15 protein-coding genes are annotated in these 14271 nt (G+C 69.4%); 5 read left to right on the forward strand and 10 right to left on the reverse strand.

What is annotated here, in order from left to right:
- Positions 1–35: 35 nt before the first annotated feature.
- The gene (locus tag E4N63_RS05790) at positions 36–881 is read right to left on the reverse strand and encodes an NAD(P)H-binding protein (RefSeq protein ID WP_230240116.1); all 846 of its coding nucleotides are present in this window, start codon (positions 879–881) and stop codon (positions 36–38) included.
- The gene (locus E4N63_RS05795; RefSeq protein WP_125622684.1) at positions 878–1321 is read right to left on the reverse strand and encodes a nuclear transport factor 2 family protein; all 444 of its coding nucleotides are present in this window, start codon (positions 1319–1321) and stop codon (positions 878–880) included. The genes E4N63_RS05790 and E4N63_RS05795 overlap by 4 nt, the downstream gene beginning before the upstream one ends.
- Before the next feature lie 93 nt (positions 1322–1414).
- On the opposite strand from E4N63_RS05795, the gene E4N63_RS05800 reads away from it, so the two are divergent.
- Positions 1415–1999 carry a TetR/AcrR family transcriptional regulator gene (locus E4N63_RS05800; protein ID WP_230240117.1) on the forward strand — a complete coding sequence of 195 codons (585 nt, stop codon included), beginning with the start codon at positions 1415–1417 and terminating at the stop codon, positions 1997–1999.
- 205 nt (positions 2000–2204) lie between these two features.
- Here E4N63_RS05800 and E4N63_RS05805 read toward each other — a convergent pair whose 3' ends face one another.
- On the reverse strand, positions 2205–2540 hold the full coding sequence (locus E4N63_RS05805) for a beta/gamma crystallin domain-containing protein (protein ID WP_125622682.1): 336 nt from the start codon (positions 2538–2540) through the stop codon (positions 2205–2207).
- A gap of 414 nt (positions 2541–2954) precedes the next feature.
- On the opposite strand from E4N63_RS05805, the gene E4N63_RS05810 reads away from it, so the two are divergent.
- A complete protein-coding gene (locus E4N63_RS05810; RefSeq protein WP_374112857.1) occupies positions 2955–3716 on the forward strand; it encodes a helix-turn-helix transcriptional regulator in 762 nt (253 codons plus the stop codon).
- Positions 3713–3934, forward strand: coding sequence for a DUF397 domain-containing protein (locus E4N63_RS05815; protein ID WP_230240119.1), 222 nt, complete (start codon positions 3713–3715; stop codon positions 3932–3934). The genes E4N63_RS05810 and E4N63_RS05815 overlap by 4 nt, the downstream gene beginning before the upstream one ends.
- A 123-nt stretch (positions 3935–4057) precedes the next feature.
- Here the strand turns inward: E4N63_RS05815 and E4N63_RS05820 are convergent, their stop codons facing one another.
- Positions 4058–4837, reverse strand: coding sequence for an immunity 49 family protein (locus E4N63_RS05820; RefSeq protein ID WP_308188772.1), 780 nt, complete (start codon positions 4835–4837; stop codon positions 4058–4060).
- Between the two features lie 533 nt (positions 4838–5370).
- Positions 5371–5520, reverse strand: coding sequence for a hypothetical protein (locus E4N63_RS05825; RefSeq protein WP_230240120.1), 150 nt, complete (start codon positions 5518–5520; stop codon positions 5371–5373).
- Between the two features lie 70 nt (positions 5521–5590).
- On the opposite strand from E4N63_RS05825, the gene E4N63_RS30485 reads away from it, so the two are divergent.
- The gene (locus E4N63_RS30485) at positions 5591–5725 is read left to right on the forward strand and encodes a hypothetical protein (protein ID WP_268270975.1); all 135 of its coding nucleotides are present in this window, start codon (positions 5591–5593) and stop codon (positions 5723–5725) included.
- A 311-nt stretch (positions 5726–6036) separates the two neighbouring features.
- Here E4N63_RS30485 and E4N63_RS05830 read toward each other — a convergent pair whose 3' ends face one another.
- From E4N63_RS05830 to E4N63_RS05840, 3 genes are all read right to left on the reverse strand, one after another.
- Positions 6037–6900, reverse strand: coding sequence for an immunity 49 family protein (locus E4N63_RS05830; protein WP_230240121.1), 864 nt, complete (start codon positions 6898–6900; stop codon positions 6037–6039).
- A 13-nt stretch (positions 6901–6913) separates the two neighbouring features.
- On the reverse strand, positions 6914–9730 hold the full coding sequence (locus E4N63_RS30490) for a hypothetical protein (protein ID WP_308188653.1): 2817 nt from the start codon (positions 9728–9730) through the stop codon (positions 6914–6916).
- 351 nt (positions 9731–10081) lie between these two features.
- Positions 10082–10870 carry a MerR family transcriptional regulator gene (locus E4N63_RS05840; protein ID WP_230240122.1) on the reverse strand — a complete coding sequence of 263 codons (789 nt, stop codon included), beginning with the start codon at positions 10868–10870 and terminating at the stop codon, positions 10082–10084.
- A 222-nt stretch (positions 10871–11092) separates the two neighbouring features.
- Here E4N63_RS05840 and E4N63_RS05845 point away from each other — a divergent pair, with 222 nt between their 5' ends.
- Positions 11093–11290 (forward strand): hypothetical protein, encoded by a 198-nt coding sequence (locus E4N63_RS05845; RefSeq protein ID WP_125622676.1) that lies wholly within the window; start codon positions 11093–11095, stop codon positions 11288–11290.
- Positions 11291–11363: 73 nt separating this feature from the next.
- Here E4N63_RS05845 and E4N63_RS30980 read toward each other — a convergent pair whose 3' ends face one another.
- Entirely contained in the window at positions 11364–11669 is a 306-nt protein-coding gene (locus E4N63_RS30980) for an HIT family protein (RefSeq protein ID WP_125622675.1), read from the reverse strand.
- 218 nt (positions 11670–11887) lie between these two features.
- Positions 11888–13987 carry a DUF1996 domain-containing protein gene (locus tag E4N63_RS05855; RefSeq protein ID WP_230240123.1) on the reverse strand — a complete coding sequence of 700 codons (2100 nt, stop codon included), beginning with the start codon at positions 13985–13987 and terminating at the stop codon, positions 11888–11890.
- Positions 13988–14271 lie beyond the last annotated feature (284 nt).

The following is a 14271-nucleotide window of genomic DNA, read 5'->3' on the forward strand; positions in this document are numbered from 1 at the left end:
GCCGTGCACCCCCTGCCGGGCCGGCAGCGGCCGCTTCAGCCCATGTGCTGCTCGGCGAACGCACGGAAACCGCGGGGCGGGCGGCCCGTGACGCGCTCGACGGTGTCCGTGGTGCGGTCCTCGGCCCCGCCGGCGATGGACGCGTCCAAACCGGCCAGCAGCGCGGCGAACTCCTCGGGCATGAGGGCCGTCAGGCGCTCGCGCATCCGGTCGGGGGTGATCGGCCGGTGCGTGACAGTCCTGCCCGTGACCTCGCCGAGGACGGCCGCGACGTCGGCGTAGCTCAGCGCCTCGGGACCGGTGAGCAGCAGATCGGTGTTGGGGGCGGTGTCGTCCGTGAGGGCGCGTACGGCGACCGCAGCGATGTCGTCGGCGTCGATGAAGCCGACCCGGCCCGTCCCGGTGGCGGTCATGATGACGCCGTCACGCCGGATACTGTCCGCGTGCGGGTGCCGGCCGGTGAAGTTCTGCATGAACCAGGACGGCCGCAGGACGGCCCACTCCTCGAACATGCCGGGGAGCGCCGTATGCACCCGGCCGACGCCCGGCCCTCCGGCGGGGATGGCCGAGGAGCCGAGCAGGACGACGCGGCGCACGCCGGCCGCACGGGCCCGCGCCAGGAAGGGCAGCATGACGGCGCCCGGGTCCGGGTCGCCCACGGGCGGGACGAGATAGGCGCGGTCCACGCCGTGCAGGGCGTCGTCGTGGGTGGCGGGGTCGTACCAGTCGAAGCGGACGGATCGGCCGCTTTCGAGGGCTTCCGCGGTGGCGTGGCGGGCCGCGGCTCTCACCGGCCGCCCGTGCGGGGCGAGTTGGGACAGGACGCGGCTGCCGGTGTTGCCGGTGGCTCCGGTGACCAGGACGGCGCGGTCGGCGCTCATCGCTTGTTCCCCAGCCCGGCCGGGAAGAACACCGCGTCGCCCGGGGAGCCCGGGATCGCCGCCGGGTTCCAGTAGTCGCGGTAGTGCGTCATACGGCCGTCGCGGACCTTCACCACGGCGACGTACGGCATGTCGTAGGCGGCGCCGGAGGCCACCATCCGGCCGGTACCGCGCCATTCGGCGACGATGGTGCCCGGCTCGCGTGTCTCGTGGATCTCCAGCCGGAGGATCTCGCGGAGGTCGACGTACTCGGGGTAGCCGCGCATGTAGGCGGCCAGGGCCGCGCGGCCCTCCAGCTTCGCGGGGAAGCCGTCCGGGGCGTAGGGGAACTCGGCCACGATGTGCTCGTCGCAGAGGGCGAGCCAGCCGTCGATGTCCTTCTCCAGCAGCAGGGTGAGACTGTGGCGGTACAGGTCCGCGGGCGTCAGGGGTGGCGTCATGGGAGATCCCGTCCTCTAAAATACGGACCGGCAGTCCGCTTCACGGAATATACGGACCGCCGGTCCGCTTTTGCAAGGAGAGGCCGTGATCCGGTGACCCCGCGCAAGGAACGCGCAGACGCCCTGCGCAACCGTGAGGCCGTCCTGACGGCGGCCGACGAACTCTTCAGCCGCAGCGAGAGCCCCCGCGGCGTCTCGATGGACGACATCGCGGCGGCGGCCGGCGTGGGGAAGGGCACCCTCTTCCGCCGCTTCGGAGATCGCTCCGGCCTGATCCGGGCCCTGTTCGCGGCGCGCGTCGAGCCCCTGCGCCACGCCGTGGAAGCCGGACCCGCGCCGCTCGGCCCCTCGACGCCTCCCCGGGAGCGCGTACCGGCGCTGCTCGTGGCCATCTTGCGGTTCAAGACCGACCACCGGCATCTCGCACTGGCCCTGGAGGAGGACGGCGGCAACAGCCCTTACCTGGGCGACCACTACGCCTGGTGGCACACCGTCCTGAAGGACACCCTCAACCGGCTGCCCGACGCCACCGACGACGACAGCGACTTCACCGCACACGCCCTGCTGGCCGCCACCCGCGCCGACCTCGTCGAATACCTCATCGGCCGGCAGGGCACGTCCCCCGAGCGCATCGCGGCCCGGCTGACGGCCTTCGCCACCAAGGTGCTGGACCCGTAGACCGCACCGGCCGGCCCCGTAGCGCCGACGCCCGGCTTCCCTCGGCGGCCGCCCCGGTCCGCCCTCGTCCGCGCCGTCCGCCCGTGCGCGGTGACGTCTCGCAGGCCCTGGCGGCCGTGTGCCGGAACGCGGAGGGGCGGGACCCGCGGAACTGATCGCGGGCCCCGCCCCCTGACAGGCTGTCACTGCCGGAGCGGCAGCCGGATCAGAGAATCCGCAGCCGGGTGATCGTGTGCGGCGTACCGTCGATGATCCTCTTGGAGGCCCACTTCTCCATGCTGTAGGTCTGGCCGTTGGAGACGAACCGGAGGCGGTTGTTGCCCGACGTCACCCGGATCACGCCGCTGTAGCTGACGTTGACGGCACCCGCGTTGGCGAAGCAGACGCTCGAGGATCCGTTGTTGTAGGTGATCTTGACGAGATCCGTCCGGTCCCCGCAGCCCGTCTGATTGATCGCCATGGCGGTGCTCAGGGGAAGGGCGGCCGTCAGGGCTCCGGTCGCGGCGGCTGTCACCAGTACTCGCTTGAGCGAGCGATTCATGCGTTGTACCTCGTTCGGTGTCGTACGTCGGGTCGGGTCGTTCTGCCGTTCGCCGGAGGCTGTCTGCCGGCCGTCCGGGGCGGCCGGGGGTCGCCCCCCGCGCAACCGTCATGACGTGCGCCGCGACAGGCCAGGTTGACGCCGGGCCCGTGGACTGCCCCTTCGTTCCTCGGACGCGCACACCTGGATGCCGCGCGGGCAGTTCCGAGGCGTACGCGCGATCCCCTCCCGTACGAGCCGGAGGCCGTTCTGTACGAGCGGCGGCCCGTGACCGGGGTGCGCGGGAGGGGTTGGTCCGTACGGACCGACTCACGAGGGGGCTTGATGCGTACGGGGAACGGAAACAACGGCCGGAGGAAGCGGCACGACGCGAAAGAGGACCGGCCGGCCATCTGGATCGGCTACGGCAAACTGGTGAAGCTGCACCGCGAACGGTCCGGGCTCACCCAGCAGCAACTGGCCGAGGCCATGGGCTACTCGGTCGAACAGGTCGCCTCCGTCGAACAGGGCCGGCGGCCCGCCAAGGACACCTTCACGGAGGCGGCGGAACGCGCGCTGGAGGCGCAGGGCACCCTCAGCGTGCTCCAGGACGACGTGGACCTCGCCAAACTCCCGTCCTTCTTCGTGGACTTCGCCCTCATCGAGGCCGAGGCGGTGAGCCGCTTCTCCTACGATCCGCTGCTGATCCCGGGCCTGCTGCAGACGGAGGAGTATGCGCGGGCCGTGTTCACCGGCAACTGCCCACCGCTCACCGACGATCTCATCGAGCAGCATGTCGAGGCCCGATTGAGCAGGCAGAAGCTGCTGACGCGCACGCCGACCGTCCATGTCTCCTTCATCATTGAGGAACGGGTACTCCGCAACGCGGTAGGCGGCACAGAGGTGATGCCTCCCCAATTGCAGCGGCTCCTCGAAGCCGGAGCACAACGGAACGTCGAGATCCAGGTCATGCCTTCCGGCCACGGCTTCCATCCGGGGCTGAACGGACCGATGGTTCTTCTGGAGACGCTGGAGCACCAGCACATCGCCTACCTGGAATCCCAGGGGGTAGGGACCGTCATCACCGACCCGGCGAAGGTGAGCTCCGTCAGTATGCGATGTGGCAGGCTTCGCTCGCAGGCCCTGAACGCCGAGGAGTCTGCCCGTCTCATCGAACGTTTGGCAGGAGAGGCATGAGCAGGGAAAACCTCCCGAACCGTCCGCTTCAGCTGCACTGGTACAAGAGCAGCCACAGCGGCTCCGACGGCGGCGACTGCGTCGAGGTCGCGGCCACCCCGGCCACCGTCCGCATACGGGATTCGAAGAACAGACAGGGCCCCGTGCTCGGCGTATCCACCGGGGCGTGGTCGGCGTTCGTGACGTTCGCCGGCGGCCGTCCGCGGCCGGAGCTCTGAGATCCACACCGACATCTGACGTGCCCCGGCACCGGTCTCCCCGGTGCCGGGGCACGTCCGTCCGGGACCGGCCGCCCACGGGCCGGGCAACCCGTTGAACGGGCTCCTGGGCGCGCCGGGTGGTCAGGTGTCGAACTCTCCGACCCAGGTGCGCTGCACCAGGTGCTTGGGGAGGTACTCCGACTCCACCTCGATGGGGAAACCGGCGTCATAGGCCAGGCAGGTGATCGCCAGTGGACCGACCGCCACGAACCCCTCGATGTTCGCCGACCGGTCCTCATCGGCCGTCCAGTACTCCTTGTGCCACTCCAGCGCCTTGGCCAGCTCGGCGTTGAACGCGTCGTAGTCCTGCCGCAGATAGCGGTAGAAGAGATTGATCGGCGGATACAGAATCTTGAGCGTCAACTCGCGGTCGCCGACAACCAAGTGCTCAGGGTCCGTCCCCTGCATCGCCGCGACGAGCTTCTCCTGCATTCCCGGGCGCTGGAGCCAGCCCGTCTGCAGCGTGTCGACCCAGTGGTAGATGTACTCATCGAACTGGACCTCCGGACGCCGCAGAAGACCCAGCGGGACATTGCAGAGCGCCGTCACCCGCTCCTGGTCCCGGCCGATGACCGCCAGCCAGTAAGCGGCGATCCAGTTCCCCGGATGCGTGTAGTACCGCGGACCCGTCGCGGGAATCGAACGCATCTTGTGCGCGATACGGCACTCCACCGAAGAACCCTCGGGAGCGACAGCCGCCGCGAACATCGCCGACCCCACCTGCATCGCCGCAGTCCACGCCTCCCACGTCTCCAACTTCGCGGCACGCGGATCGCCCGCACAGCGCACCTGCGCGGCCGCCATCGCCGAACTCAACGCACTGTTGAACGCGCTCGGCGCCCTGTCCAAGGCGGCGATCATCTTATCGGCACCCTGTTGCAGCACCTCCACGGCACGGACCGAATTGGCACTGGGAAAGTCATGACGCGGCACAGTCACAGCCACCGGTCCTGCTCCTCAGGCTCGCAAAAATCGGAGTCCCCCCTCGGAGACCACCGGGGAGCTGGCGCGAATTTGGGGGAAGGCGGCCATGGCACCGGGCACCGGGTCCGTCCGCTTGCGGAACTCTGAACGGTCCACCCCGCTTCAGCCTCCGCCGCGACACCCCGCCGGTCCGCCGCGCCCACACCACCGGCACCATACCGGCTCCCGACAGGGGCCGGACTCCCGCGAAGGGGGCCGAAGCCCGGTCGCTGATCGAGGGCACCGTGCCGATCCGTCAACGGGCGGGCGCCGCCCGAACGCTGCTCCCGCCGAACCACCGTCACAACTGCCGAGAGCCGGTCCACCACCGTCCGCGGTTGGTGACGTGACTCAGCACCTTTCCCGCCGGATCAGCGAATCGGATCTCTTTCCGATGAGGCCACCGAGCCGGGGTGTGCAGATCAACACGCTCACGACTTCCGCCAGGACTTGAGCCCGGTGCCATCTTCGCTCCACTCATCCTCTTCCAGCAGGGTCTTTCCGTCATCGCTGAAGAGCCGCCGCGATGCAAGCACGCCGTTCGGATGCCAATCCTTCTGCTCCCCCACGGGAAAGCCCATGCGCGATATCCCTTCGCTTCTCTCCGTTCGGATACCACTCGCATACGGGACCGTTCTGAACTCCATCGGTATGAGAATCGAAGCTGATCAACTTTCCCCTGTGGTACTCGGCAGCTTCACCGGTGAAAGCAGCCCCTTGGAAGAGAAGCCGCTGCGCGTCGTCCATGTCCACATCTGGATCGTCGATGTCGATGCGCATCTTTGAGGTCATTCGGAATACAATTCCCGCCACTTGGTGGATCTACGGCGAACCGGCCATGGTCGGGCCGCGGGCAAGCCGGCGCGAACGGTGTTGTGCCGGAAGACGCACGAGCTGGGCGACCAGTTCGGCGAGGACGGTGCGGCCGGGGAGATTCTCATGACCGGCCTACTCTGCGCTGCTCCGCCGACTCCGACAGAAGTGTGGGGGCGGGCCCGCAGGCACGGAGTCCCCCGGGGCCGCCGTCGTCCCGTCCTCGAACCGCCGTCGCCCGAGCCGTCGGTCATCGCCTTGTCTTCGCTGTCAAGCGTCAAGGCTCAGGTGTCGAACTCTCCGACCCAGGTGCGCTGCACCAGATGCTTCGGGAGGTACTCCGACTCCACCTCGATGGGGAAACCGGCGTCATAGGCCAGGCAGGTGATGGCGAGCGGGCCGAGAGCGACCGCGCCGGAGGTGTCCGACAGCCGTTCCTCATCCGCCGTCCAGTACTCCTTGTGCCACTCCAGCGCCTTGGCCAGCTCAGTGTTGAACGCGTCGTAGTCCTGCCGGAGATAGCGGTAGAAGAGATTCAGTGGCGGATAGAGAATCTTGAGCATCAGCTCACGGTCGGCCACCCGAAGGCGTTCGGGATCCGTCCCATTGATCGCCGCGACGAGCTTGTCGTCCATGCCGGGCCGCTGAAGCCACCCCGTCTGCAGCGTGTCCACCCAGTCATAGATGTACTCGTCGAACACCGCACCGGAATCCCGGAGAACGGTGATCGGCACATGGCACAGCGCCGTCATCCGCTCCGTGTCACGGCCGATGACGGCCAGCCAGTAGGCCGTGATCCAGGTACCGGCGTCTGTGAAGTACTGTGCGCCCGTCGCCGGAATGGTGCGCACCTTGTGCGCGATACGGCATTCCACCACCGCATCGGGCTCGGCGGTGGCGGCCGCGAACAACGCGGAACCCACCTGCATGGCTGCGACCCACGCTTCCCAGGTCTCCAACTTCGCCGCGCGCGGATCGAGAAGGCAATGCGCTTCGGCCGAGGTGACGGCAAGGCTCATCGCCCGGTTGAATCCCCTCGGGTCTCCCTCCAGCCCGTCGATGCGCTCCTCGGCCCTCCGGCGGAGCGCAGCGACACCCGCTTCGGCATGGGCCGCCGGAATGGTGTGACGGGAAACGGTAAGAGCCACCTGTCTTGCTCCCTCAGCGGATGTCAAATTTCTTCATGGTGTAGCCAGCGTACTGTCCACCGTCGGCCTTGGCTCGGACGACCACATACTCGACCTTGCCCGCCTTGAGTGCGGCGTCCAGCTTCTCCGCGAGGGCGCCTTCCACCTGGTCGTTGACCCCTCGCTTGTCCATCTGGGCGAGGATACTTTCGAAGTATTCGCGCGTGCCCTGCATGACTTGGCGCCCGGAAAGGCCTCGGCGGTCGCCGAGTTGGGCACTCGGCCCCTTGGCTTCGACCACGACGTAACTGCCGTCCGAGCGTTCCCATATCTGATCGAACCGGTTGTTTCCGAGCGCGCGGTTGTCAACACGCTCGGCATCCGAGAAGTTCTCCGGGATCGCGTGGAACTCGGCCGCTTGGTCGCCGAGGGTCTCACCCGCTTTGCCCATGGTGTCGTGTTTGGGCTTGTGCGCGGCGTCGGCGGTGTCGTAGGCGTCCTTCGTGGCCTCCGACGGGTTGCTCTCGTATGCCTGCCGAGCATCCGCCAGGGCCGTCTCGGCCGCACGGTCGGCGGCGATCGCGTCTTGGCGGTGGAGCGCGGTCCGATCGAGGGTCTCGATGTTGCCAGGGCTGACCGTGTCCGCCTTTCCGTGGACAGGGCTCTCCAGGTAGTTCGGTGGCACCGGCGGCGGAGCGTCGTCGGCCGCGATCCACTTCGGGTTCATCGGATCGGAAGTGTCCCACCGGAGCTTCGGCACCGGCTGTCCGTCCACAAGACGCTCGACGTCCTTGCGGTGGCCGTTGGACTTGTAGTGGTCGTCGAAGAACGTGTCGTTCGGGTCGTTGACCCGGTCGACGTGGTTCCGCATGACCTCTTCGGGCGTCCGCGGTGGCGTGCCGTCGCCGGGGGTGCCGCCACCGGGCGTGGGCGCGTTGTCCGGTACGGCGGTGCCGGGCGGTATCGCGTCGGCAGGGCCGGAACCGGGGTTGCCGTCGGGCAGGTTCGTGTCACCGAGGTGGGGACCGGCCCCAGGGCCCTCGGGCAGGTCGCGTCCGCCGGGAGGCAGCGTGTCGGTGGCGCCGGCGGCGTTGTCGCCCAGGGACATGGACGGGCCGTCGTACGGGCCTCCGGGCGTTCCGCCGCCCGGGGTGTCGCCGGCACGGCCGGTCGCGCCGGGCAGGTTGTCACCGAAGCCACCGGGACCGCCTGGGAGGCCGGGCCCGGGACCGCCCGGGTTCGCCGTGCCGCCGGGGAGGTTGTCGCCGGTGCGGGCGGTGCCGCCCAGGGCGGTGTCGCCCGCGTTCGCGCCGGCCTGCCCCGGGGTGCCGCCACCGACGGTGTTGTCGGCGACGGCGGACGGGTTGCCCGCGTCCCCGAGCTGGGCGACGGCACCGGGCGGGTTGCTGCGGGCGCCGGCACCGACCAGTTCCTGCTCGGGGACACGCACGGCCGCCCGGTCCGGGGTGCCCAGGTCCGCCTTGTGCGGCTCCACGGGGACGTCCGCCGTGCTCGTGGAGCCGTCGGGAAGCTGGAGTCTGCCGTCGGGGTGCAGGACCGAGCCGTCCGGCATCAGGACCGCACCACTGGGCAGCTCCGACGGCACCCTCGGCGCCGCACCCTCCGGCACGTGGACGGTGCCGTCCGCGAGCTGGAGCGGGGTGTCGGGGACCTTCACCGTGCCGTCGGGCAGCTCCAGGCGCCCGTCGGGCAGCAGCGTCGCACCGTCCGGGATCGCGGGGATATCGATCTTGCCGAGGTTGAGGTTCTTCAGACCCGCCAGCACATCGCCGATCTTCATCGCCTGCCCGGCCTTGCCCACCACCGAGGAGATGTGCGTCATCGGGTCCAGGAACTTCCCCGCCTTACCCGCCACGGAAGCCACCTTGGCCACCGTGCCGCCCTTGGCGATGTTCCCCGCACCCGTGATCGACGTCAGCACATTGAACGTGACGGCCCCGGCCGCGCGGGCCGGGTTCTCACTCCAGGTGTCCCACGCCAGCAGCGCCTTGCCCGTCTGCTTCGCGACCTCCTTGGAGTCCTTCATCCACTGCGGGAGAGCGGAGTCCGGGATCGCATAGGCAAGGGGTGAGGTGTACAGGGCCGTACCGACCACCAGCATGCCCAGACCCTTCCAGGCATCCTTCATCGCATCCCAGCCGTCGAACCCCACCAGGGTGCCCAGGCCCTTGATGGTGCCCCACACCCCATCGACGATCAGGCCGTCCCACACAAAGCTCTTGATGTGCTGGTGCACCTCGTACCAGTGGTACTTCTCGTTCTCCGCCGTCCCCCACGGAACCTCGGCATCCTTCATGTCCCCGGCCGAGAAGCCGTACATGTTCTTGCCGTCCGAGCCGTCATTCGCCCGGTACTGGGTGCCGCCCACCAACGCGGTGATCTTGTTGGCCGCGGTGCGCTCCGCCTCCCAGAACGCCGCCACCGTCGCGGTGACGTCCGACTGGAGCGCGTTGTGCTCATCGATCTTGTCGCCGTCGTACTTCCACTCGTCGTCATCCTCCACACTGGCGACAAACGCGGCAGCATCGGCCTTGAGCTGCTTCAGCTTCGCCACCAGGGGGCGCACCTCGGCGGCGTACTCGTCCAACGCCGACTTGACCTTCTCCAAGTCGTCCGCGAACTCATCCGCCCGGTCCTGCACCGGCTTCGTCGACGCGAACAACGCCTCCGCCTCCGGAGCGGTGTAGAAAGCGGAAAGCCCCTGGAACTGGGTGTGGACGCCCTTGCCCGTCTCCCGGATGTCGTCGGCGTCGTTGCCCAGGCCGGTGGCGTCCTTCTCCAACTGCTCCAGATCACCCGTGAACTGGGGTATCGCCTCAGGCTTGATCACGTCAACTCTCCCCCGTCATGCCCTGGCCGACCCGCGTGCCGTCGTCCGCCTCAACGGCTATGGCGGAAACCGCGGTTCGTCCCGCGCGGCGGAGCAGCAGCCGGTTTCCCAGTGGTCCTGCGCACGCACCGCCCGCTCCCCCGCGCCTGACTCAGGTTCAGGTATACCAACACGCTGATGACATGCCAACGTCTGCTCAGACGCCGCCCGGGCAAGCGCCGGTTCCCGGAGCCGGGAGGAGGAACGGCCCGCCCCCTACTCTCGCTACTCAACCTTCACTACGGTCGTCGGCCATGACCCCGCATTGAGGCCGGCGGGGCGGTCGGGCCCTTGCAGCCGCCGAGCCGACGGTCAGACCGTGTGCCCCAGGTACCGCAGGTAGCCGTGCAGCGCAGCGGAGGCGGCGAGACGGCGAAGGCTGGTGCGGTGGAGGTCCCGCATCCGGTGGGTGAGCTCGCGCAGGACGCGGTCGGGGCTGCCGGTCTCGCGCAGTTCGTCCAGCACCGCGCCGATGGCCGGCAGCGGGTGACTCCCCCGCCGCAGCAGCGCGACGATGTGTGCCGTGCGCAGCTCCGAGCTGTCGTAGAGACGGTAGCCCGTGGAGGGTTCCCGCTCGGGCCGCAGCAGGCCGTGGGCCTCCCAGAGCCGCAGCACGGGCGGGCTCACGCCCACGGCGCGGGCCACCTCGCCGATGCGCAAACCGTGACGCGCGCCGTCTCGCCGGGCCGCGTGCTCCGTACCACCTCCCGGGCCCGCATCACCGGAGTACTCCGCACCACCCGGAGGGTTTACGCGACCCGAGCGGCCCGTCAGGAGAGTCTCCAGAGCCTCGCGCACGGCGGCCAGTTCGCCGCGTTCCCGGTCGAGACGGGCATGGCTGGCGTCAACGGCGGCAAGTGCCGCGACCAGGTCACCGTCGTGGACCGCGCGCATGACGACGCGGGTCGTGGCCCAGCCGTGGCCGACGGCGAGCTCCCGCGCCACGGTGAGCGCTTCGGCATGGGCGCCGGTGAAGACCCGGTGGCCGCCGGCGGTGCGCTCCACCGCCGGGAGGACGCCCGTCTCCACATAGGTGCGGATCTGCTGCACCGAGAGGCCCGCCGACCGTGCGAGGTCTCGGGCGCGCAGCCGGTCCCCCATCCGCCCTGCTCCCCTCCGCCGACCGCCGACCGCGCCCCGCGCAGCCGCTGCCGCTCACCTCACGGCCTCGGACCCGGTTGAGATTTTTCCGGCGAATCAACAAGCCCACCACTGGAGTTAAGGTCGGAAACCCTCATCCGGCTTCAATGAAACACTTGATACCGGGTCCGGCTCACGCAGGGCACCGAAGTCAGGACAACTCCATGCCGGGAGGCGGCCACCATGAAGTTCCTTCTCGAAGTCGACGTCAGCAGCGACCGGCTCACCGAGAACACCGCGCGGGAGCTGGGCCGCATCCTGCGGTACTGGGCCGGGAACCTCCACCACTACGCCCTGAGGCCCGGCGACGGCTCGGCCGTCTACGACTCGGGGTACGAAGAGGTGGGCCGGTGGCGCATGGTCGCGCCGGCCGAGGAGTGAACCAGCAGGCCCGGCTCCCGGCCCGGCTCCCGGCGCGGGTGCCCGAACCCGCCGGGCGCCGGGTCCGGACCACTCAGCCAAGGCCGGCGAGCCCCGAGCGAACCGCCGCCGCCGTCTCGTCGAGCAGGCGGCGTTCGCGCACCTGCCAGTCCGCCTCGATGCGGAACGGATCTCCCGTGAAGCGGGGGAAGACGTGCAGGTGGACATGGAAGACCTCCTGGAAGGCCGCTTCTCCGTCAGCGAGAAAGAGGTTGACCCCCTCACAGCGCAGTCCGGAGAGCCGCAGCCCCCGGCCGAGGCGATGGGCCGCCCGCCACACCTCTTCGACGTGCACAGCCTCGACGATCTCGATCTGCTGCCCAACCTCAAGCTCTTCCACGGGGCGGACGCGCCGGAGCTCATGCTTCCCGACGGGCTGGAGATTCTGGCGGCCGGGGTATCGCCGTGCGCTGAACGACGTCTCGAACGAGTTTGCTCGACGGAGATCGCCGGAGCGGCAGAGCCGTGAGCGAACTGCGACCGGAGTATCTCTACCGCGGTCGCAGTTCGCCATCACAGTTGATCCGTTCCGTCCGGTGTACTGCGGACGGGGACCTCTCAGTTCGTGGTCATGTTGCGGCGCCTGGTGTGGATCAGAAGAACCAGTCCTCCGAGAACGAGGACCCCTCCGGCCGCGGCCGGCCACAGGTCCGCGCCGGTGCTGGCCAGGCTGCCCGTGCCCGCTTGCGGCTGGGGCTGCGCCTCCTCGGACTGTGCTTCCACGCCGGTGTCCGACGTCTCTGCGGGGCTGGTCGCCCGTGCCTTCGTTTCGCCGACGCGGGCGTCGTCCGGGGCCTCGGCCTCCTGGGTGCGAGTGGCCACGTCACTGGGTGCGGCCGAGGGTTCCGAGGGGGCGTCGGGGGCCGCGCCGGGCTCCTTCTCCCGGTCCTTGTCGGCGGACGAAGCCTCGGGCCCCGGCTCCGGCTCGTCCTGCGGCTCCTGCGGCGCCGGCTTGTCCTTGGGCTCCTTCGGTTCCTGCGGCTCCTCCGGCTGCTGCGGCTGCTGCGGCTGCTGGGGCTCCTCCGGCTGCTTCGGCTCCTCCGGCTTCTGGGGCTCCTGCGGCTGCTTCGGCTCCTCCGGCTTCTGGGGCTGCTCCGGCTTCTGGGGCTCCTGCGGTTCCTGCGGCTGCTCACCGGCGCCGGCTCCGCACTGCCGCCCGGCGTTGACACAGTCGACGACCTCGTCCATCAGGTCCTCGTCCATGACGTTGATGAAGTCGTCGTGATCGGTGATCGGCTTGTGCAGCTGCTCCGGGAAGCCGTCCACCGCGTACGGGTTCCGTACCTGGCCGTTCTTGATGACCGGCGCCGGCACGTCGTACACCAGGCGCATCGTCAGCTGCGGGATGGCCTTGAAGCCGTTCCCGCAGTTGCCCTCGGCGTCGGCGAAGGCCACATGCGCACGGTGGTTGGCGCTGTCGATGTTCTGGCCGTCCCAGCAGCTCTGGAAGGCGAACGACCGCACCACGCTGCTGCCCTGCGGGCAGATCGGGTACTTGTCCGCCAGTTGCACCTTGTCCTCGAAGCCGGTGCAGCTCCAGTTGGCGTTGGCGTTCGCCGTGCCATTGGTGAAGGCCTTGGCGTCACCGGTGATGATCCGCAGGAACTTCGGCATCGCCACGACCTTGCCGGTCGGGCTGCCGACGTACGTGATCTCGGCCTCCTTGGCCTGCAGGATCTTGCCGACGTTGCCCTCCAGGCCGCCGCCCTGCTGCTCGGCGTCGAACTCCTGCGTGCCGTCCTGCACGCGCAGGACCGGCCAGTAGTACGAGGACTTGTCGCCCTGCTCCGAGCAACTGGTCTCGGCGTTCGCCAGATCGTCGTTGGAGGCGAAGGCGTCGACACCCTGGTTGCCCACGTAGTCGTGGGTGTGGTGAGCGCCGTTGTCCACGCCGGGCGCGACGATCAGGTTGTCGGTGTTGAACACCTTGTTCTCGTTGACACCGCACTGGACGCTGAACGCACCGGTCGAGGCGTCGCCGGTCTTGCGGGGCTTCGCCTTGACGTTCGGCTGCACCTTCGTGATGTCGACGAAGTCCGCGGCAAACGGCCCGGCCGCACCGTTGCCGTTGCCGTCCTGCTGCTCGCCGCCCTGGCCGCCGTCGTCCTGACCGGTGCCGGGGGTGGCGGTGTCGGCGTCGCCGTCCTGGTTGCCGCCGTCCCCGCCGCCGTCGTTCTTCTGGGCCTGGGCGGGGCTGATCTCGGTACAGGCGGCGAGACCGTCCAACGACTCCGGGGCCGTGCCGCCCGCCCGCTTCACGTCGATCTTGATCTGGCCGATGACCTCGGTGCGCTTCTCGCTCAGCGGCCCGAGGATCGAGTCCCGGACGAAGTTCCCGTCCTGCGCCTGCTCCTGGCGTGTCGAGGTCAGCCGGTCGTACGCCTCGGTGATCTGCTGGTCGAGGTCGGCCAGCGCCTTGTCGACATCTGCGCGCGCCTCCCCCGGCACGTCGGTGAGTTGCTGCCCGACGTCCGGACAGGAGATCGTGGCCGCCTGGTCGCCACCGCTCTGATCCTGAACCCGGCCGCCCGAGGCGCCTTCTCCCGCGGAGGCGTAGGTGTTCGCCGCTACCAGCCCCCCTCCGCCCAGTATCAGCGCGACCGCTGCAAAGGTCCGGCGCCGTGCGCCGGTGGGGCGTCTGCGCGTGTTGCGTCTCACGGAAGTACTCCTAGGCGTCGTGACAGGCCCGGCATGGTGCTGTTCCCCCTGTACGCGGCGGAGCCCGGCTGTGTTCAAACGCCGCGCGGATTCGCAGCGGGGTGTGTGCGAGCCGGCCCATCCGACGCACCCGGTGGCCCCGGTCCCGGTCCCCGCTCACCTGCACTCCAGCGCTCCTGCGCTTCTGCGCTCCGGCCGAGGGCTCGGCGAGCAGAATGTGCCGCCGCACCAGCCCTGCGATGTGCTGGCGCCGGCCCCACGGGTACGGCTCGTAGCCCGGGAAC

Source organism: Streptomyces sp. MNU89 (genome assembly GCF_020982505.1).
Lineage (GTDB): Bacteria > Actinomycetota > Actinomycetes > Streptomycetales > Streptomycetaceae > Streptomyces > Streptomyces xinghaiensis.